This is a genomic window from Micromonospora sp. D75 (assembly GCF_018070405.1).
GTDB classification, from domain to species: Bacteria; Actinomycetota; Actinomycetes; order Mycobacteriales; family Micromonosporaceae; genus Micromonospora; species Micromonospora chalcea.
In genome coordinates this window covers 1-18,938 of sequence record NZ_JAGPXV010000037.1, presented here as the reverse complement: position 1 = coordinate 18,938, position 18,938 = coordinate 1, and the positions used below count along the sequence as shown (strand labels likewise).

14 protein-coding genes are annotated in these 18,938 nt (G+C 70.3%); 6 read left to right on the top strand and 8 right to left on the bottom strand.

The features are described from left to right. The first annotated feature begins 124 nt into the window (after window positions 1–124). The 4 genes from KBX39_RS04360 to KBX39_RS04345 are packed head-to-tail and all read left to right on the top strand — an operon-like array spanning window position 125 to window position 4,551. A complete protein-coding gene (locus KBX39_RS04360) occupies window positions 125–1,120 on the top strand; it encodes an NAD(P)-dependent oxidoreductase (RefSeq protein WP_158559976.1) in 996 nt (331 codons plus the stop codon). Beyond that, window positions 1,107–2,027, top strand: coding sequence for a diacylglycerol kinase family protein (locus KBX39_RS04355; RefSeq protein ID WP_043322980.1), 921 nt, complete (start codon window positions 1,107–1,109; stop codon window positions 2,025–2,027). Before KBX39_RS04360 ends, KBX39_RS04355 begins: the two co-directional genes overlap by 14 nt. Before the next feature lie 20 nt (window positions 2,028–2,047). Next, the gene (locus KBX39_RS04350) at window positions 2,048–3,364 is read left to right on the top strand and encodes a glycosyltransferase (protein ID WP_043322978.1); all 1,317 of its coding nucleotides are present in this window, start codon (window positions 2,048–2,050) and stop codon (window positions 3,362–3,364) included. Then, entirely contained in the window at window positions 3,361–4,551 is a 1,191-nt protein-coding gene (locus tag KBX39_RS04345) for an acyltransferase (RefSeq protein ID WP_210869268.1), read from the top strand. Before KBX39_RS04350 ends, KBX39_RS04345 begins: the two co-directional genes overlap by 4 nt. A gap of 65 nt (window positions 4,552–4,616) precedes the next feature. Here the strand turns inward: KBX39_RS04345 and KBX39_RS04340 are convergent, their stop codons facing one another. The 8 genes from KBX39_RS04340 to KBX39_RS04305 all read right to left on the bottom strand — a co-directional run bounded on the left by KBX39_RS04340 (window position 4,617) and on the right by KBX39_RS04305 (window position 15,622). Further along, a complete protein-coding gene (locus tag KBX39_RS04340) occupies window positions 4,617–5,957 on the bottom strand; it encodes a cytochrome P450 (RefSeq protein ID WP_158629871.1) in 1,341 nt (446 codons plus the stop codon). Between the two features lie 151 nt (window positions 5,958–6,108). Next, window positions 6,109–7,764 (bottom strand): glycoside hydrolase family 43 protein, encoded by a 1,656-nt coding sequence (locus KBX39_RS04335; protein WP_210869266.1) that lies wholly within the window; start codon window positions 7,762–7,764, stop codon window positions 6,109–6,111. Between the two features lie 285 nt (window positions 7,765–8,049). Further along, on the bottom strand, window positions 8,050–9,438 hold the full coding sequence (locus tag KBX39_RS04330) for an RICIN domain-containing protein (protein ID WP_312246065.1): 1,389 nt from the start codon (window positions 9,436–9,438) through the stop codon (window positions 8,050–8,052). Between the two features lie 115 nt (window positions 9,439–9,553). Further along, the gene (locus KBX39_RS04325) at window positions 9,554–11,071 is read right to left on the bottom strand and encodes an RICIN domain-containing protein (protein WP_210869262.1); all 1,518 of its coding nucleotides are present in this window, start codon (window positions 11,069–11,071) and stop codon (window positions 9,554–9,556) included. 38 nt (window positions 11,072–11,109) lie between these two features. After that, window positions 11,110–12,612 carry a family 43 glycosylhydrolase gene (locus tag KBX39_RS04320; RefSeq protein ID WP_210869260.1) on the bottom strand — a complete coding sequence of 501 codons (1,503 nt, stop codon included), beginning with the start codon at window positions 12,610–12,612 and terminating at the stop codon, window positions 11,110–11,112. A gap of 41 nt (window positions 12,613–12,653) precedes the next feature. Further along, complete coding sequence (locus tag KBX39_RS04315) at window positions 12,654–14,108, bottom strand: family 43 glycosylhydrolase (protein WP_210869257.1); 1,455 nt, start codon at window positions 14,106–14,108, stop codon at window positions 12,654–12,656. Between the two features lie 254 nt (window positions 14,109–14,362). Beyond that, on the bottom strand, window positions 14,363–14,815 hold the full coding sequence (locus KBX39_RS04310; protein WP_043322969.1) for an OsmC family protein: 453 nt from the start codon (window positions 14,813–14,815) through the stop codon (window positions 14,363–14,365). A gap of 9 nt (window positions 14,816–14,824) precedes the next feature. After that, on the bottom strand, window positions 14,825–15,622 hold the full coding sequence (locus tag KBX39_RS04305; protein WP_113973049.1) for a TIGR02452 family protein: 798 nt from the start codon (window positions 15,620–15,622) through the stop codon (window positions 14,825–14,827). Between the two features lie 278 nt (window positions 15,623–15,900). Between KBX39_RS04305 and KBX39_RS04300 the strand changes: the two genes are divergently transcribed. Together KBX39_RS04300 and KBX39_RS04295 are read left to right on the top strand one after the other, a co-directional pair. After that, entirely contained in the window at window positions 15,901–18,183 is a 2,283-nt protein-coding gene (locus KBX39_RS04300) for a NucA/NucB deoxyribonuclease domain-containing protein (protein ID WP_233514674.1), read from the top strand. 11 nt (window positions 18,184–18,194) lie between these two features. Then, entirely contained in the window at window positions 18,195–18,905 is a 711-nt protein-coding gene (locus KBX39_RS04295; protein ID WP_233607837.1) for a hypothetical protein, read from the top strand. Window positions 18,906–18,938 lie beyond the last annotated feature (33 nt).

The following is an 18,938-nucleotide window of genomic DNA, read 5'->3' as shown; positions in this document are numbered from 1 at the left end:
TGCTGCTGATCGACGAGTCAGGCCAGCGCCGGGACCTGCGCACCCTGCTGCCGCGCATGCGGGCGATCGACCCGGCCGGGTCGTTGCTCGCCGACCTGCGTGCACTGCTGACGGGCGGCTCGTGATGGGGTCCCGTGTCGCGCTGGTGACGGGTGTCACCGGCTGCGTCGGCCGCGCGGTCGCGGCCGCGCTCGCGGAGAACGGCTGGTCGGTACGAGGGCTGGTGCGGTCGCCCGCACCGGACCACGCGACGTACGCGGCGCACCTCGGTGACCTGACCGATCCGGAGTCGCTGCGTGGCTCCTGCGCGGGCGTCGACCTCGTGGTGCACGCGGCCGCCGATCTGACCGACTGGCGGCCCGGCCCTCGCATCTGGCAGGTGAACCGGGACGGCACCCGGGCGGTGCTGGACGAGGCGCGACGCTGCGGCGTCTCCCGGTTCGTCTACCTGAGCACCGTCGACGTCTTCGGTTTCGACGCCGCGAAGGTCATCGACGAGGCGTCACCGCGGCGGGTGCCGCGATACCCGTACCCGCTGTCGAAAGCTGCCGGGGAAGACGTGGCGTGGTCGTACCACGGAAACGGCCTGGACGTCACTGTGGTGTACCCCGCCTGGGTCTTCGGACCCGGTGACCGCAATTTCCTGCCCGAGCTCGTGCGCGGACTGCGAGACGGCAAGCTCGTCCAGTTCGACCGCGGCGCGCCCCCGATCGAGTTGACGTACAGCGCGAACCTGGCCGACGCGATCGTGCTGGCCGGCACCGCACCCGGGTGCGCGGGTGGGCGGTTCATCGTCGGCGACTCGTACGGCCTGACCCTGGGGCGGCTGTTCGCCGCGGTGGCCGAGCGGATCGGGGCGAGGCCACCGACCTCGTCGGTCCCGTTCGGCGCGGCGCTGGCCGTGGGCGCGCTGTCCGAACTGGCCGGGCTCGCCGGCATCGGCACCGGGTCGGGCCGGCCGTTGCTCACCCGTTACGCGGTCCGGTCCGTCGCCGGAGGAATGCGGTACGACGTCGGCCGGATCCGGTCGATCGGCTATTCACCACGGGTCGGCTTCGCGGAGGCGCTGAGCCACTCCCTGGCGGACCTGACGAAGGAGCAGGCACATGGCGGCCGGTGAGCGCGGCCCGGCCGTCTGCATCGTCAACCCCGCTTCCGGGGTCCAGCGCGGGCGCACGATCGAGCAGCGGATCGCCACCGAGCTACCCGAGGCGGACTGCTGGTTCACCCGCCACCCCGGGCACGGCATCGCGCTCGGGCGACAGGCGGTGGAGGACGGGTACGGCACGGTGGTGGCGGTCGGTGGTGACGGCACACTGTCCGAGGTCGCCAACGGGGTGCTGGTGGCGGGCGGGGAGAAGGTGCGGCTGGCGTACGTGCCGGCCGGCACCTGCAACGACTTCGCCCGCGGCCTGCGGCCGGTCGCCGACCTCGGCGGTCTGCTCGACCGAGCCCGCGACCGGGAGACCGATGTCGGCGAGGTGACCTTCACCCGGCCCGACGGCACCCGGGGCCACAGGTACTTCCTCGTCAGCTGCACGGTCGGGCTGATCAGCGTGATCGGCCAGCGGTTCACCGAGAAGACACCCGCCAACCGGGTCCTCAAGCGGCTCAACCTCCAACTCGCCGAGACGGCGTCCAGCATCCGGACGCTGGCCCGCTGGCGGCCCGTCGCGGTGCGGCTGGAACTCGACGGCGAACCGTCGCACCAGATCATCACCAATCTGGCCGTGCTCAAGGTGCCGTACTTCGCCGGCGGGCTGACTTTCGGCCGCGCCGAGCCGCCGCGGGCGGGTTACCTGGACGCGGTGCGGGTGGCCGGCGTGGGCCGGGCCGGCGTGGCCGGGCTGATGTGGCGGGTGTTCCGCGGCGCCGCCGCGGGACACCCGGCGATCCACCGGCAGGAGGTGCGCACCGTGCGTGTCGACGCGGACAGTCCGCTGCCGGTGGAGGTGGACGGCGAGATCGTCGGACGTACCCCGGCCGAGTTTTCGATACATCAGTCGCGTCTGACGACTGTGGTATGAGCCCAGCGAGGGAGCGAGACATGCCTGCCCCGAACACGTTCCACATCGGACTGGTGGTCCCCGACTACACCGGTCAGCTCAGCCCGATGGCGACGCTCGGCAGGGAACTGCTCCGACGCGGCCACCGGGTCACCCTGGTCTCCCTGCCGGACGCCGGGACGAGGTCGTTCACGGCCGGGTTCGCCTTCGCACCGATCGGCGAGCGCGAGTTTCCGGTCGGCACACTGGCCCGCTTCTCCGAGGAACAGGGCCGGCTGACCGGTCTGGCCGCGATCCGTTTCATCGTCCGCGGTTACGTACGGGAGGTCGAGGTCCTCCTGCGGGACCTACCGGGGCTGGTGCAGCGGCACGGCATTGACGCGCTGCTGGTGGACCAGGTCTACGGCGCGGGCAACTCCGTCGCGGAACACCTCGACCTTCCGGTCGTGAACGTCTGCAACGCGCTGGCGCTGAACACCGAGCCGGGTGTACCGCCGTTCATGACGGCGTGGCCGTACCATCCCTCACTGCTCGCGCGCGTGCGCAACATGCTGGGCGACCAGGTGATCGCCTGGGTCATCCGGCCGGTGGTGCAACGGATCAACGAACGTCGCGCCGCATGGGGCCTGCCGCCGGTCAAGGGAGTCAACGACGGCTCGGACCTCGCCCAGATCACCCAGCAGCCGCCGTTCTTCGACTTCCCGCGCACCCGGTTGCCGGACACGTTCCACTACACCGGGCCGTTCCATGACGAGGACAGCACCGAGCCGGTGTCCTTCCCGTGGGAGAAGCTCGACGGTCGCCCGTTGATCTACGCGTCGATGGGCACCCTCCAGAACCGCCTCCCGCACATCTTCCGGGCGATCGCCCAGGCGTGCTCCGGACTCGACGCGCAACTGGTCGTCTCCCTCGGCAGCACGGATGTCGAGCCGCCGGCCGACCTGGCCGGCAACCCGATCGTGGTGCGGTACGCACCACAGCTCGACCTGCTGGCGCGGGCGTCCCTCGTCATCACGCACGCCGGAATCAACACCACGCTGGAGTCCCTCGCCCACGGCGTGCCGATGGTCGCGCTACCCGTGGGCAACGACCAGCCGGGCGTGGCGGCCCGGCTCAAGTACCTCGGCGCGGGCGAGTTCATCCCGGTGCACAAGGTGACTCCGGGGCGGCTTCGTGCGGCCGTCGACAGGGTGAGCGGCGACCCCGCCTACCGGGCGAAGGCCCAGCACTACAAGCGCAGGATCGCGGAGTTGGACGGCGTACGGCGCGCGGCCGGCATCGCGGAGCAGGCGTTCCGGACGCGCCGGCCGGTACGCCGACAGGAGTTGTCCGACACCACGGAGGGTGGCCGCCGATGACACAGCAGGCGGGCCGCATGGCCCGGCAGTTGCCGACGCTCAACGGGTTGCGGGGGATCGCGGCCGTGACGGTCTTCTTCTCCCACACGACGTTGTTCGGCTTCTTCGCCGACGGCCGGATCGACGACTGGTGGTTCGCCGTCCTCAGCCGGACCGGCTCTGCCGCCCTCGGCTTCTTCTTCATCCTCAGCGGCTTCGTCCTGACCTGGTCGGCTCCGGAGCACGAGCCGAAGCGCCAGTTCTGGCGCCGCCGGGCCGCCCGGATCCTGCCGAACCATCTGGTCGTGTGCGCCGTGGTCGTCGTTCTCATGGTCCTGATCCGGGGCGGCGCGCCGCTGTGGCCGACGCTGGCGAACATCACGCTGGTGCAGAGCTGGATTCCGGACGAGTTCATCTTCAACGGAATCAATCCGCCGAGCTGGTCGCTGAGCTGTGAGATCTTCTTCTATGCGTCGTTCCCGTGGCTGCTCGCCGGTTTCCGGCGGCTCTCCGCCGCCTGGCTCTGGTGGATCGCCGGTGGCATCGTCGCCGCGATGCTCGTCGCCCCCGTCGTCTCCACGGCGTTCCTTCCCGCCGAGCCGACGTACACCTATGCGGATGCGGCATTTCCGCAGTTCTGGTTCGTGCAACAGTTTCCGCTGATCCGGATGCTGGACTTCCTCCTCGGGATCGTCATCGCCCGGCTCGTCATGCAGGGCCTGTGGTTCCGGCTGAGCCTGCCCGCCGCCGCACTTGTCACGCTGGCCTTCTACGGCGTCTCCGAGGTCGTGCCGCTGCTCTACTCGGTCGTCGCGGCGATGGTCGTCCCGCTCGCGCTGCTGGTGGCCGCCGCAGCCCGGGCCGACGTCGAGGGGCACCGCTCACCACTGCGCGGGCCGGTCGCCGGCTGGCTGGGCGACACGTCCTTCGCCTTCTATCTCATCCACATCCTGGTGCTGTACGGCGCCGGCAACATGTCCGCGAACGGCTTCGGTGTCGCCGCTGCGCTGGCCGTCATGGTCGGCGCGTACCTGGTGACGCTCGGCCTCGCGTCGCTGTTGCACGTCAGCGTGGAACGGCCGATGATGCGCCGGTTCGCCAGGTCCCGCAGGCGTGCCGCCGATCCCCGGCCCGCCGCGGTGACTGGCGCTCCACCAGCCGTCGAGGCGGTGCCCGCCGCGAAGGGCGAAGGGTCGCGGGTCACGTAGCGACCGACCCTCACCGGAGCCGGACGCGCCCTGGCTGACCCCGTCGGATCAGCCAGGGCGCCGGTTCACCGGACGGTCAGCGTGGCCCGGACCGCGCCGGCCGGACGCAGAGTGACCATCGGTACGAGCTCCAGCCTCTCGTCGCGCGTGTCGACGCGATAGCGGGCGAGCAACGCGCTCAGCAGTACGGTCATCTCCAGCAGCGCGAAGTGTTCCCCGATGCAGCTACGCGGCCCGCCACCGAAGGGGAAATACGCATAGCGCGGCCGCTCCTGCCGGCCGAGGAACCGGTCGGGCTCGAAGCGCTCGGGGTCGGGCCAGAACTCCGGGTGCCGGTGCGTGACCCAGGGAGCGAGTACCACCTTGGTGTTGGCGGGAATCCGGTGACCGGAGACGACGACGTCCGTCTCGGACATCCGCTCCATGCTGTACACGGGCGGGTACAGCCGCATGCCTTCCAGGACCGCGGCCCGCACCAGTTCCCCGTCGCCCGTGGCGGCCTCGGCCGCGACCCGCTCCTGCACGTCGGGATGGCGGCCCAGCAGGTGCATGGTGAAGGCCAGCCCGGCCGAGGTCGTCTCGTGGCCGGCGAGCAGGAACACCAGGACCTGGTCCCGGATCTCCTCGATGGACAGCGCCTGCCCGGTCTCCGGATCCTCGGCCGCGAACAACCGGCTGAGCAGATCCTCCTTACCCTCCCCGACCGCCCGGCCCTGTCGATCGGCGATGATGCGGTCGACGATTTCGTACTGACTCGCGCGTACCTGCCCGATCCGGCGTGCCCGCGGCGTCGGCCAGCTCAGCGGCAGCTTGACCACCTGCAGGGCGCGCGCCAGCGCGAGGTCGCCCAGAATCGGCATCAGCTCCTGCAGACGGGGTACGACCTCGTCGATGTCGTCGCCGAACAGCGCCCGGCCGACGACACGCATGGTGTAGCGCTGCATCACCTGGTAGAGGTCCACGACGGATCCCGTGGTGAGCGCCATGTCGTCGGCGACGCGGGCTGCCTCCTCGGTCATCAGCTCGGTGTAGCGGGCCACCCGGCGCGGCGTGAACAGCGGTTGCAGCGTCCGCCGCTGTCGCAGCCACCGGTCTCCGTCGCTGGTCAGCAGGCCCTCTCCGATGAACTCGCGGAGGATCTCGTACGCGCTCGCGCGGCGGCTGAACACCTGCGGCGTGGTGAGGACCTGGTGGATGCCGTCGGGGTGGTGCACGTTCACCACGTCCATGCTGACGGCGCGCGGTCCCTGGGGCAGTCCGACGTGGTACGCCACCACGTCGCCATACGTGTGGAAGCCGTCCAGAATCGTGCCCAGCAGGTCGCGGCGCAGCGCCGGCAGCATGCCGAGGAGCGGATGCCCGGCCGGACCCGGCACGACGGCGGCCTTTGACAATTGCGTCGTCACGATGATCCCCCGTTCGATCGATCGACGTACGTCGACCATGTTTCCACGTGCCGCGCCGAGACGTCGACCGACCGGGTGCGCAACGCGACGCGGCCGGGCGCGGACGCCGGGGACGGCGCACACACCCGGCCGCGATCAGGCCGGCCACTACTCACCAGGAGCGGTACGAGGCCCAGTCGAAGTCCGCGTATCCGCCTTCGGCGCCCAGGTCCTGTACCCACAGGCCGACGAACGCGCCGGTGAAGCCCCAGCCCTCCGGCTCACCGTCCACGAGCGTCGCCGCGTACTCGTCGGACAGGATGGTGGCGTCCAGTTCCGCCGGCAGCCCGATCCAGTGCGCCGCGCCGGCTGGTTGATAGGAGAACGTGACACGGGGACCGTCGAAGGTGACCCGCAGCGTGATCTCCCCCGCTTCCGGCAGTTCGACGCGGCACGCGTCGTGCATGGCCCGCCGGCCGTTGTCGGACGACATCACCTCGAGTACCGGCCGCCCGTCGTCGTCGGCGGTCACGTAGGCGAAGTGCCAGTTGCGGGTGTTGTAGTAGGCGGTGACGCCGGCGAGCTGGCGGTAGTTGGCCGGCTCGAAGCGCATGTGCGCGGTCAGCTCGCACTGCTGCGCGGTCACACGGCGCGCGACCAGGCTCGGACGCTGGCGGCCGACCGGCGACTGCCCGCCCTGGATCCGCAGGTACGACGGACGCGACGTGAGGTCCACCCAGTCCGCAGTGGCGGGGCGGCGCAGCGTCGACCACTCCGGGCCGAGCACCGGCCCGGTGAAGTCGTCCCGGTCCTCCGTCGGATCCTCTGCCGGCTCGGCTTCGCCCGGCACCGGCACCGTCACCGCCGGTACCCCGCCCTCGATGCGCGGCCACTCCCCCTCCGGCCACTGCACGGCCTGGATCGCGGTCTCCCGGCCGAGCACGCACCGGCCGAGTGGGGTGTACGGCCGGGCGGTCAGGTGCGCCAGGTACCAACGCCCGTCCGGCGTGGACACGAGACTGCCGTGGCCGGCCTTCTGCAGCTCCAGCTCGGGACGACCGTGCGAGGTGAGCATCGGGCCGGCCGGATCGACCTCGTACGGCCCGAACAGGCTACGCGAGCGGGCCACTGTCACCTGGTGCGTCCAGGACGTGCCACCCTCCGCGGTCACCAGGTAGTACCAGCCGTCCTTCTGGTACAGGTGCGGCCCTTCGGTGACGCCGACCGTGGTGCCGTGGAAGATGACCCGTTCGGCGCCGACGAGGCGACGGGCCTCACGGTCGTACTGCTGGATCTGAATGCCGGCGAACCGGTCGCGGCCGGGCCGCCAGTCCGCGGTCATCGACAGCATCCAGGTCGTGCCGTCCTCGTCGTGGAACAACGCCGCGTCGAACCCGCGCCCGTGCAGCACCACCGGATCCGACCAGGGCCCGGCCAGGTCGGACGCGGTCACCAGGTAGTTCTGGGGATCCCAGTACCCGCTGGCGAAGCTGGCGACGTCGGCGTAGAGGAGATGGAACTCGCCATCCACATAGGACAGATCGGGCGCCCAGACGCCACAGGAGTCACCCGCTCCGGTGAGGTCGAGAAGACGCCGCTCGGTGAGGACGCCGCCGAGCGGGCGCCAGTGCACCAGGTCGGTCGAGTGGTGCAGGCGGACACCCGGGTACCACTCGAAGGTCGACGTCGCGATGTAGTAATCGGTGCCGACGCGCAAGATCGACGGGTCGGGGTTGAAGCCGGGAAGAACCGGATTTCGGATCTGACGGCCGCGCACCTCGCCGCCGTGGGGCCCGGCTGTTTCGGGGCTCTTTGTTGCGGTCGTCATGTCGCTTCTCCGTAGCGGTAGCTTGTCGAAAGTTTCGGCGAACTTCGATCGCCCGACCGGCACAGACTATCCGTTGAAGCGTTCTAGTGACAATGTCGACGACCAGTACATCTGTGTTCTGTTAGCGCTTTCTGTTTCCGGAACTTCTTCCGATAGTTCATCCCGTCACCCCCTCGGCGGCCCCGCAATGAGAGCCCGGCCCGGCCCTGCTTCCGACGGCTGGGCCGGCCCGAGAAAGCCCGGGCCGGCCCAGCCGGTGACGTGGTGGCGCCAGGCGGCGCGCGGTCAGACGCTGATCCGGCCGGCGCCGGCGCCCGCCGTCACGACGGACTTCACGTCGCAGGCGGCGTCCATCGTGTACGGGTACGGGATGCCGGCGACGCTGCCGCCGGCCTGCCCGGCCCCCGAGTTGACGAAGCAGTTGTTGCGTGCGACCAGGGATCCGGGGCCGGAGGAGCCCTCGCCCCGGTGGTAGGGGTCGGCGGTGTTCTCGAAGTAGTTGCCCTCCACGAGCACCCCGGCGTTCATCGTCGACGCCACGCCGTAGCCGCCGACGTTGCTGTAGAGGTTGTTGTAGACGTGGACCGGGTTGCCGAAGCGCACCCGCGGGTGGCGCTGGTTGGAGCCGTCGAACCAGTTGTGGTGGTAGGTGACCCGCAGGTGCCCGACGTCCTGGCTGCCGTTGTCGTCGCTGTGGCCCAGCAGCATCGACTTGTCGTGACCGTAGACGCGGTTCCAGGACACGGTGACGAAGTCGGAGCCGCGCTTGATGTCGACAGCGCCGTCGTACCCGTTGGTGAAGCTGTTGTGGTCGATCCAGATGTTGGTGGCCGACTGCTCGACGTTTATCGCGTCATCGTTCCAGTTGCGGAAGTTCAGGTTGCGGACGATGACGTTGCGGTCGCCGCTGACGGTGAATCCGCAGCCGGAGATCGTCGCGCCGGCGTTGCCGAGGATCGTCTTGTTGGAGCGGACCCGCAGCATGCCGGAGCAGGAGATCGTGCCGGAGACCCGGATCACCGCGGCGCTGGACGACCCGAGCGCGCTGGACAGGGCGGACGCGCTGGTCACCGTGGTGACGGCGGCGTTGCCGCCGCCGGTGGTGCCGCCGTTCTGGGTGGCCCAGCCGACCAGCCCGGTCTGGGGCGTGCCGGGGCTGCCAGCGCCGATCGGCACCAGTTGCCACTGCTGGTTCCACCCGTTGAGGTCGGTGTACTGGCTGATCCGGGCGCCGTCGGCGGTCGACCGCTCCCAGACCTCCAGGGCCTTGCTGGAGTGCCTGTTGATCAGACGGATGTAGCCGCTGTCCGAGTCGAGGACCTGGAACTGCTGGTTCGTGCCGTTGAGGTCGGGCCACTGCCGGTACTCGGCGCCGTCGGCGGTGTTCCATTCCCACAGGTCGACGACCTTGCCGCTGTTGCGGTTCTGCAGGCGGTAGTAGCCGCTGCCGGAGTTGACGAAGCGGAACTGCTGCCAGGCCCCGTCGTTGCGGGACCACTGCTGGATCACCGCGCCGTCGGCGGTCGAGGTGTCCCGGACGTCGAGGACCTTGCCGCTGTTGCGGTTGACCAGCACGTACCAGGCGCTGGTGTCGATGGTCGCGGCCTGCGCCGAGGGCGATGCGACGACCGCGCCGACGGTGCCGACGACGAGGGCGCCGGCGGCGGCGACCACTGACCGCCAGCGGTGCCGCCGGCGCCTTTCGGTGGTGGTGAGAGCCGTTGTCACGGGGACTCCTCCGGTGGACGGTGGTGGTGGGTGGGTGGTGCGGGGGGTGCGCCTGCGGCGCTCAACACCAGGTCAGCGTCGAGTTGACCCGCGTGACGTTGCTGATCGTGTTGTTCGCTCCGCCGCAGGGACTCTGGGTGATGTTGGTGTTGGTGACGGTGAGGTTCTGGAAGCGGATGCCCGAGGAGATCGGGAACTCGGTCCGGGAGGCGATGCGCACCTCGCCGCCGCCGGTCACCGTGCCGGACACCCCGGCGATCGTGACGTTGTAGCAGTTCTCCACGAGGATCGAGTTGTTGCCGGTGTTGGAGATCGTCACCCTGTCGATGACCGCGCCGCCGGACTCCGACACGCAGAAGACCCCCCGGCCGCCACCGGACGCGATCACGGTGCCGACCCGGATGTTCGTCGGGTACGAGCTGCCGATCCGGCCGTTGCGGTTGGCCATCCGGAACGCCGCGTAGCCGGTTCCGGTGCCGGCGCCCTGCGCGTCGACGGTGCCCACTGTGGCGTTGATCGTGTCGTTGAGCAGCAGACCGGAGTATCCGGTGTTGCGCGCAGTGACGGTGCCGATCGTCAGGCCGTCGACGCCGTACGTCTCGACGCCGTGCGCGCCGGTCCCCGACACGTACACGGTGTCGATGCGCACGTTGCGCACCTTGACCGCCCGGTCGCCACCGTGGTTGTCGATCCGCACGCCCAGGCCGCCGGACAGCCGCATGTCGATCTGGCCGAGCGTCAGGTTGTTCACGTTGCGCATGAAGATCCCGTACAGCGGAGCACCGGTGAGCGTCAGGTTCTGCACCTCGACGTCGGTGGTGCCGCGGGAGTAGACCGGCGCGTAGTCACCCGACCCCGAGCCGGTCACGTTGATCGTGCCGCAGACCGCCAGCGTCGTGTGCGACGGCAGCGACAACCGCGAGCCCGCGCTCATCGAGCCGGAGCCGCGCACCACCACCCGCTGCTTCGCGGTCCGTCCCGGCGTCAGCGAGTTCACCGCCGCCTGCATCGCGGCGAGCATGTCCGAGCCGGTGTGCACGGTCGACGATCCGTTGCGGGCCGTCCAGGTTCCACCGTTCAACACGGCCTCGGCCTGGTACGAGCCGCTGCCGCACCCGGTGGCCGGTGGCGGCGTGGTGGGTGTGCCGGTACCGATCGGGACCAGTTGCCACTGCTGGTTGGCGCCGTTGAGGTCGGTGTACTGGCTGATCCGGGCGCCGTCGGCGGTCGATCGCTCCCAGACCTCCAGGGCCTTGCTGGAGTGCCTGTTGATCAGGCGGACGTAGCCGCTGTCCGAGTCGAGGACCTGGAACTGCTGGTTCGTGCCGTTGAGGTCGGGCCACTGCCGGTACTCGGCGCCGTCGGCGGTGTTCCATTCCCACAGGTCGACGACCTTGCCGCTGTTGCGGTTGACCAGCACGTACCAGGCGCTGGTGTCGATGGTGGCGGCCTGCGCCGGCGGCGCGGCCACCACCGCCACGCCGATCGCGCCGGCCACCGCCGCCACCAGGGCCAGCACCAGGCCGGCCCGCCGGGGCCGTCGGGCGCCGGGCGGCGACGTCACTGCGGGGTTGAGCATCGTGGACCTCCAAAGGGGGTACGCCGGTTTGCGGGCGCCTACTCCAGGTGGAAGGTGGCAGTGGCCCGGTCGGCGCTGGTGTCCACCGCTTCGAGCTGGAGCAGTCCGTCGCGGTGGCGGACGTACCGGCCGCTGTAGTTCTGCGACTCCAGCGAGAGCGCCTCGGGCGCGGCCAGGCCGGGACGGCGCTGGAAGCTCGCGTCGTTGTCGAACAGGGCGGAGCCGTCGTCGCGTTCGACGTAGAGGGCGAACGCGCGGTGCCTCAGGTAGTAGCCGGGGAAGTTCGTGGACTCCAGCGACACCGATCCGCCGCCGGCGAGGCCGGGGACGATGCGGAACTGCGAGTCGGCCAGCTTCGTCACGTTCGGCTCGACGCGGGCGCGGTAGTCGTAGTGCCGGACGTAGCTCGTCGTCAGGTCGTGTGACCGCAGCCGGACCGGGGTGGCCCCGTCGGGCACGGGGATGCCGAAGTTCGGGGTGCCGTCGGCGTTCCAGTACAGCTTCTGGATCCGGGTCCGCCGGTTCGGGTCGTTGAGCGGGTCGCCGCTGATGTCCCGGTAGTTGCGGTCGTGGTAGACCAGGATGTCGCTCTGCCCGTCCTCGGAGACGGTGAAGGAGTTGTGTCCGGGGCCGTACTGGCCGGTGGCGGCGCTGCTGGCGAACACCGGGGTCGGGCTCTTGCTCCAGGCGGCGGCGTCGAGCAGGTTCGCGCCGGCGGACGCGGTCAGCATGCCGAGGCAGTAGTTGGCGTCGGTGGCGCTCGCCGAGTAGGTGAGGAACACCCGGCCGTTGCGCTGGATCACCGTCGGGCCCTCGGCCACCCGGTAACCCCGGGTCTCCCAGTCGTACGTCGGCACCACCAGCCGGGTCACCGTGCCGGTGATCTGCCACGGGTTGGCGCCCATCCGGGCGAGGTAGACGTTGGAGTTGGTGGAGATGCCGGGTTCCTGCTGGGCCCAGGTCAGGTACCGCACCCCGTTCACGACGAACGTGGAGGCGTCCAGGCTGAACGTGTCCCACGGCGTGGTGATCCGGCCGCGTTCGGTCCACGAGCCGGACAGCGGGTTCGCGCTCGCGTTCTCCAGCACGTACATCCGGATCCGCCAGACGTCGTCGGTGCGTCCGGCGGCGAAGTAGACGTACCACTTGCCGTCTATGAAGTGGATCTCCGGCGCCCAGATGTGGGCGCCCATCTCTCCGCTGGTGTGCCGGCGCCAGATCGTCGTCTCCGCGGCGCCGGCCAGTCCCTGGAGGGTGGTGGCCCGCCGGAGCACGATCCGGTCGTACTCCGGCACCGTCGCGGTCATGTAGTAGTAGCCGTCGGTGTGCTTGACGATGTGCGGATCGGCACGCTGGTTGACCAGCGGGTTGGTGTGGTTCACCGCCGGTGCGGCCTGCGCGGGTCCGGCCACCGGCAGGCCGGCGGTCACGGCGATCGCCGCGAGCGCCGCGAGCGCCGCGGCCAGCATCGGCCGCAGGCGACGGCGTGCGGGCGCCGCGCCGGCCCGGTGGGCCGTGCGGAGCAGGTGTCGAAGCGGCATGTGCCCTCCCAGGTGGGCCAGGTATCGGGGGTGGTCCCGGGTCAGTAGACGTAGGGCCAGGCGTCGGCGTCGTAGCCGATGCGGTTGACGCCGAGCAGCGACGCGCCGTTGTCGGCGTAGTAGTGGTAGAAGAGGACGTCGCCGTCGGTGTCGGCGAGGACCGCCTGGTGGCCGGGCCCGTGCACGCTGCCGTGCGAGGCGAGGATCTGGGTGCCGCCCCCGGCGAGCATGTCCCGGCCGGCGCGGTCCAGGAACGGCCCGGTCGGGCTCGCCGAACGGCCGACCATGATCCGGTACGTGCTGGCGGCGCCCTGGCAGCATCTGTCGAACGAGACGTACAGGTAGTACCAGGCGCCGCGCTTGACCAGGACCGGCGCCTCGATGCCGGGGCCGTAGTTTGCGAGACCGTACATGGCGGTGCCGAGCCGGCGTCCGGTGGCCGGGTCGATCGGGATCATCTTGATGCCGGACCAGAACGAGCCGAAGGTGAGCCACCAGCGGTCCTGGTCGTCGACGGTGAGGTTCGGGTCGATGGCGTTGAAGTCGTCGGTGGTCCGCGACTCGACGACCAGCCCCTCGTTGGTCCAGCTCCCGGAGGCTCCGGTGGCGCTGGTGGCCAGGAAGATCGCCGAACGGTTGGAGCCGAAGGTCGACGCCGAGTAGTACAGGTGATAGCGCCCGTTGCGGTACGACAGGTCGGGCGCCCAGAGGTTGCGCGCGCCACCCGTGTACGTGGTGGTCCACGGCGCGCCACCGGGGAAGACGGTGCCCGCGTTGCGGAAGGCCACCCGGTCGGTGGAGGTCTTCAACGCGATGTCGTCACCGGTGTGCGCGACGAGGTAGGTGCCGTCGGGTCGTCTGACCACCGTCGGGTCGTGCACGCCGATGTCGCCGGTGACCCGGCCGGGCTGCGGATACGCCGGCGCCGGAGTGGTGGGTGCCGGGGTGGTCGGCGTCCCGCCGCCCAGGCGGATCAGCTGCCACTGCTGGTTGCCGCCGTCCAGGTCGGAGTAGCCGGCCAGCCGGCCGCCGTCGGCGGTCGACCAGCCCCACACGTCGATCACCTTGTTCCACTGGCGGTTCACGAACCGCACGAACCCGCCCGCGGAGTCCTGCAACCGGAACTGCTGCGTGGCCGACGACCTGTCGGTGGACTGCACCAGCTGGGTGCCGTCGCTGCCGCTCGGCAGTTCCAGCACCTTCCCGCTGTGCCGCGACCGCACCCTGTAGAAGCCGCCACCGGCGTCCACGAACTGCCACTGCTGCACCGCGAGGTCGTTGCGCGTCCACTGGTTCACCGGCGCGTTCTCCGCCGTCGACCAGTCGTACAGGTCCATCGCCTTGCCGCTGTGCCGGTTCACGAACACGTACGACGCGGTCGTGTCCACCGTCGCCGCCGACGCGGGCGGCACCCCGGCCAGCGCCCCCGCGCCGAGTGCCAGGGTCGCCGAGACCACCACCGCAACCGTCCGCGTCGTCTGAGCGGTCCGTGCCACCGAAACCTCCCGCGCTTGGTCGCTTCCGCTCCCGAGATCACGAGACGGGGCGAGCGATCATGGCAGCGGCGTTACGTCCGGGTTACCAGTCATGTTTTCGATAACATAGACGGCTGTCAAGGTAATCGAGGGGTCGAAGCTTCCCGAAGGCTTTTCTGTGGCCGGATGGCGACACATGCCGGGACACTGCCTCGGCATTGGTTAGCGTTAACAGACCTGGCGGATCGGCCCGGGTGGCACCGGGTCTCCGGCGGTCACCGAGGCTCGGCCGGGCCCCTGTCGCTCGCGTCCACCATGGTGACGGGGGTGCCCAGCTCCACCGTGCGGGACACGGTGCAGAGCCGGTCGTGTGACTGCCGCAGAGATCGGGGCAGCGCCTCGCGGGCCCGGTCACCGTCCGCGCCGGCCGGAAACGCCACCGCGAAGGTGACGGTGAGGTTCTCCATCCGGTTGCCGGTCTCCGGGTCGCGGATCTTGTCACCGCTCACCGTGACGGCGAACCGGGTCGGTTCGGCGCGCCGGCTGGTCACCAGGTCGACGTCGACGGCGGTGCAGCCGCCGAGCGCCGCCAGCAGCAGTTCCACGGGCGTGAAGGTCGCGTCCTCCCCCGTACCCATCGACAGCTCGCCGCCACGGGCGTTGCGCACGACGTACCTGCCCACGCTGGTGCGCTCGATCTCCACCGACCGGAGCGTGTCCTCACTCATGCGACGAACCTACCGAAAGCGCTCCGCGAACGTGCGGTAGACCGGTGTGCCCGGCAGCCCGTCGCGCACGGCGAACACCACCAGGTCGAACCGGTCGACCACCCGGAGCGCGTCGGCGAACGCGCCGGCCACCACGGCCGGGTCGTTGCGGAACACCCCGCACCCCCACGCGCCCAGCACCACTGTCCGATGCCCGTGCGCGGCCGCCACCTCCAGCACCCGCCGGGCCCGCCGGCCCAGCACCGCCGGCACGTCCGCCGCGCGCTCCGGCTGGTTGCGCACGATCGCGCCCAGGTTCGGCGCCGCCGCGGTCAGGAAGGACGTCGTGTACGGCCGGTCGAGCAGGTTCCCCTTGTCGTCACGGAACACCGGCACGCCCGGGGAGTAGACGACGCGGTCGCTGTAGCGCAGATCCCGTTGCCCCCGGTGGAAGGCATAGAAGTCCGGGGCGGCGAGCAGACAGGGATACAGCGCCGACGAGCGGGCGATGCTCTCCTCCTGCGCCTTCGCCCCGCCCAGGAACCCGCCACCCGGGTTCTTCGCCGACGCGAACACCAGACACGCCGCGCCGGGTCCGAGCCGGCGGGCCGCCTGCAACGTCGACTCGTACGTCACCTCGACGGTGTCGGCGCCGGGCTTCGCGCCGTCCAGGTGGAGGACCTCGTCCGGCAGGTGCTCACGGGTGCCGTCGACCGCGGCGCTGACCGCTGCCTCGATCGCGATGTCCTCGCCGGCGCTGTTGCGGTAGCGCCCCGACTCGGCGATCGCGACCGTCTGCCGGGCGATCTCGCGGAGACGGCTGCTCATCCGGAACGCCCGTCGATGTCGTGCATGATCGGCAATCTAGGCAGCCCTCACCGCGACGGGCAACCGATTAGTGACCTCCGCTCCGGCCACGTCGCCTGGTGCGACCGGGCGACGAGGGGGCCACCACGATGGACCGCGCCTTGCTAATGTCCGCCCAACCATTGATTGGCGTCATTCATACGGGGGTAGGCATGGCCAACCATGGGCACGACAGGCATTTCAGCAGATTCTTACGAGCTACGGCGCTCGCCGTCTCGCTCATCCTCCCCGTCGGCCTGGTGAGCCAGCCGGCTGCCGAGGCGACTCCGGCCGAGCAACTTCCCGCGTGCGCGGACCCGTCGGTGCCGGAGGACGTCAACCACGCCTCCATCCGGCTCGAAGGGCCGACGACCGGGACCGAGGTCGCGGTTGACGAGCACGGGAAGATCGCTCTCAGCGGCTTCCTGCACAAGAACGCCACCATGGTCGACGTCTCGGTCGGCCGGCTGACCACCACCGACATCACCCTCGGGCCGCCGCCGGCCGGTGTGTCGGACTGGTCGGCGTCGTGGACCGCCAGTCTTCGCCCGGCGGAACTGGGCGAGAACGAGGTGTGCGCCCGCGCCGAACGCGAACCCGGACGCTACGCCCGGATCCTGCGGTCCGTCACCGTGGTGGACCTGCTCCCGCCGAGCGCCGTCCCGGACCTGACCGTCGGCGCGATCACGGCGACCACGGCCAAGGCGACCTGGGGCGAGGCCACGGACAACTACGGCCTTGCCGGGTACGAGATCACCGTCGACGGCGGAACCCCGCACCGGACCACCATCGGCACCCGGTCGTACTCCATCACCGGGCTGTCGCCGTCCACCAACCACACGGTTTCCGTGGTCGCCGTCGACCTGGCCGGCAACAAGTCCGCGACCCGCGCCACGGCGTCCTTCACGACGGCCGCCGCCCCGCCGCCACCGGATCCCGACGCCGACCTGGTCCTCGACCCGGAGCAGGGTGCCGCCACGGCAACATGGCATCCCGACCCCGCAACCGAGACCAGCTACCGCGCCTACCTCGACGGCCAGTTGTACGACGAGTTCTCGCTGACCCACTTCTGCCAGGACGCCGACGGCAATCCGGCGAACCCGTGCACGGCGGGGAACAGCATCGTCCTTCCGATCGGCCCCCTGGAGGAGTACACGCCGTACACGTTCCGGGTCGAGGCGCTACGCGCCGACCGCACGGTGGCCCGTGAGCTCTCCGCCGACTTCACCACCATGATCAATACGGACGAGGTGTCTCCCGCCGCCACCCAGCAGGCGGCAAGCGAAGGCTCTCAGTGCGCCGGGAGCGGCGGAGACTTCTACCTCGCTGCGGACTCGCGTACCAGTGTCACGGTGCCGGCCGGCAGCACGGAGCTGTTCCCGGGCTGCTACACCGTCTCGAACGACAGCTGCCTGGACGCCTTCCTACCGCCGTCCGGGGAGAAGCTCGTCAACTGCGCGGACAGCCTCACCCAGCTTCTCTTCTCGGCGGCACCGCCCGGCCGTGGTCCGGTGATCTCCTCGGTGGACCCGGTCCCCGGTCGCGTCTCGACGCTGTTCGATCCGGGCAATGCGACGATGCCGATCACCTGGTGCGCCCAGAACACCACCACGTGCACGCTCGTGCTGGCGCCTGCCGCGCAGGCCGTCCGGCTCGTCGCAGTCGCGCCCGCTGCCGCCGTCGGCACCTCCTGGGTCGTCGTCGCTCTCTCGGGAATCGGCATCGGACTCGCGCTCTGGGCGCTGCTCGAGATCCTCTTCCCCGGTCAGATCGGCATCCACGGCATCCTCGAGTACCCGATCCGCCACGACACCGACTTCGACACGTTCGAGAACTGGGGCGCGGACGAGGGCGAGTGGTACAACAGCTTGAAGATCTACGCGGAGGTGATCAAGACGACGAAGCTGGTGGCCGACCGGGACGGCATTCCCTTCGCTTGGACCAACGCCGAGGACGGCCGGCTCAAGCGGATCATCGATGCGGCGTGCACCGCCCAGCGTGGCACCCAGGGTACGGCCGGCTGCGACAACGGCTTCGCCGTCTACGTCCCAGGTGGCGTGTCCTACGACCTCCGGCCCATGAAGGAGACCGGGACCCACATCGTGACGGCGATGGGTGACGGTGGATATCCGCAGCCACCGACGCGGGCCCAGTGGTTCTACCCGGCTCGCAGCCAGGGCGGTCGGGCCGCCATCGACGCCGGCTATCCACGCCGGTGGTTCAACACCCATTTCACGCCGAACGAGTGCACCGGGCGCGCGCCGGGAACCGTGTGCGACGAGTTCCCGTTCTGGGTGACCAACCAGGCGGTGAACCTGTCGGGCGAGCGCGCTTCCCTGAAGCCGGTTCCACCGTCGGAGTCGAGCCCGCAGGGCACCGAGATGTCGGCGTTCTTCCGCAAGTGCGAGGTCGCCGACGGAGAGCGGTTCATCGTGCTGCCGGTGAAGCCGTGGGTCGCGGCGAACGGGCCGAGCTTCGGGTTCCGGGTCAGTGAGGGCGGGGCCAGCATGTGCATGAGCCCCAAGCCGGCGGCGGCTCCCTGATGCTCGACGACATGCGCGTACTGCGTGACGCCGTCGCGGAGTACCGTGCGGCGGCGACCGCGGCCGGCCTCGACTGGCCCGAGCACGCCGAGGCGCCCGCCGGGCAGCCGCCCGGCTCGGTCTACCGCATCTTCGGCGTGGACCACGTCGCGGAGCAGCTGACCTGGTTCCAGTCACAGAACTGGCCGCCCCGGCGGCTGCTTCCCAACGGCGGCTGGATCATGCCGTGGCCGGCCGACGGGGGCGAGGAACTCGACACCCTGGCCATCTCGATCGGCACGCCGTTCCCGTGGCGGCACCAGGTGCGCTTGTTCAACTTCGAGCATCTGGTCTACACGTTCGTGCTCGCCGGCGAGTACGAGGGCGAGATCTGGCGTTACGAGTTCACCCCCGACGTCTGGGGTTCGGCTCGTGCCGCCACCAGCCTCGCCGCGCTCTTCACCGGCTGGACGAAGGGGATCGCCGCCGGCGCGGTCGTCCACGATGACCTCAACGGCTGGCTCCAGGTCAGGGAAGACGGGCAGGACGAGGTAGCCGTGCTCCGGGAACGGGTTCCCGACGTCGATTTCCTGACCTTTCCGGTGTATGTGGCAGACGAGTCACTGCTGCGGGCGCGGCAGCGCGAATGCGGGGTCGACATGGACTGCATCGAGCGGGGATTCGACTGCTACGAGGAACTGTCCGACACGGTGCGGGCCACTCGGAGGTCGCTCGGCATCTGACCCGGATCCGGCCGCGGGTCACCCGGCGCGTCC

What these genes read in the sequence shown, in the direction of transcription:
- KBX39_RS04360 (WP_158559976.1), top strand. Translation starts at nt 125, where the DNA reads ATGGGGTCCCGTGTCGCGCTGGTGACGGGTGTCACCGGCTGCGTCGGC.
- KBX39_RS04305 (WP_113973049.1), bottom strand. Translation starts at nt 15,622, where the DNA reads ATGAGCAGCCGTCTCCGCGAGATCGCCCGGCAGACGGTCGCGATCGCC.
- KBX39_RS04355 (WP_043322980.1), top strand. Translation starts at nt 1,107, where the DNA reads ATGGCGGCCGGTGAGCGCGGCCCGGCCGTCTGCATCGTCAACCCCGCT.
- KBX39_RS04320 (WP_210869260.1), bottom strand. Translation starts at nt 12,612, where the DNA reads ATGCCGCTTCGACACCTGCTCCGCACGGCCCACCGGGCCGGCGCGGCG.
- KBX39_RS04325 (WP_210869262.1), bottom strand. Translation starts at nt 11,071, where the DNA reads ATGCTCAACCCCGCAGTGACGTCGCCGCCCGGCGCCCGACGGCCCCGG.
- KBX39_RS04310 (WP_043322969.1), bottom strand. Translation starts at nt 14,815, where the DNA reads ATGAGTGAGGACACGCTCCGGTCGGTGGAGATCGAGCGCACCAGCGTG.
- KBX39_RS04350 (WP_043322978.1), top strand. Translation starts at nt 2,048, where the DNA reads ATGCCTGCCCCGAACACGTTCCACATCGGACTGGTGGTCCCCGACTAC.
- KBX39_RS04295 (WP_233607837.1), top strand. Translation starts at nt 18,195, where the DNA reads ATGCGCGTACTGCGTGACGCCGTCGCGGAGTACCGTGCGGCGGCGACC.
- KBX39_RS04335 (WP_210869266.1), bottom strand. Translation starts at nt 7,764, where the DNA reads ATGACGACCGCAACAAAGAGCCCCGAAACAGCCGGGCCCCACGGCGGC.
- KBX39_RS04345 (WP_210869268.1), top strand. Translation starts at nt 3,361, where the DNA reads ATGACACAGCAGGCGGGCCGCATGGCCCGGCAGTTGCCGACGCTCAAC.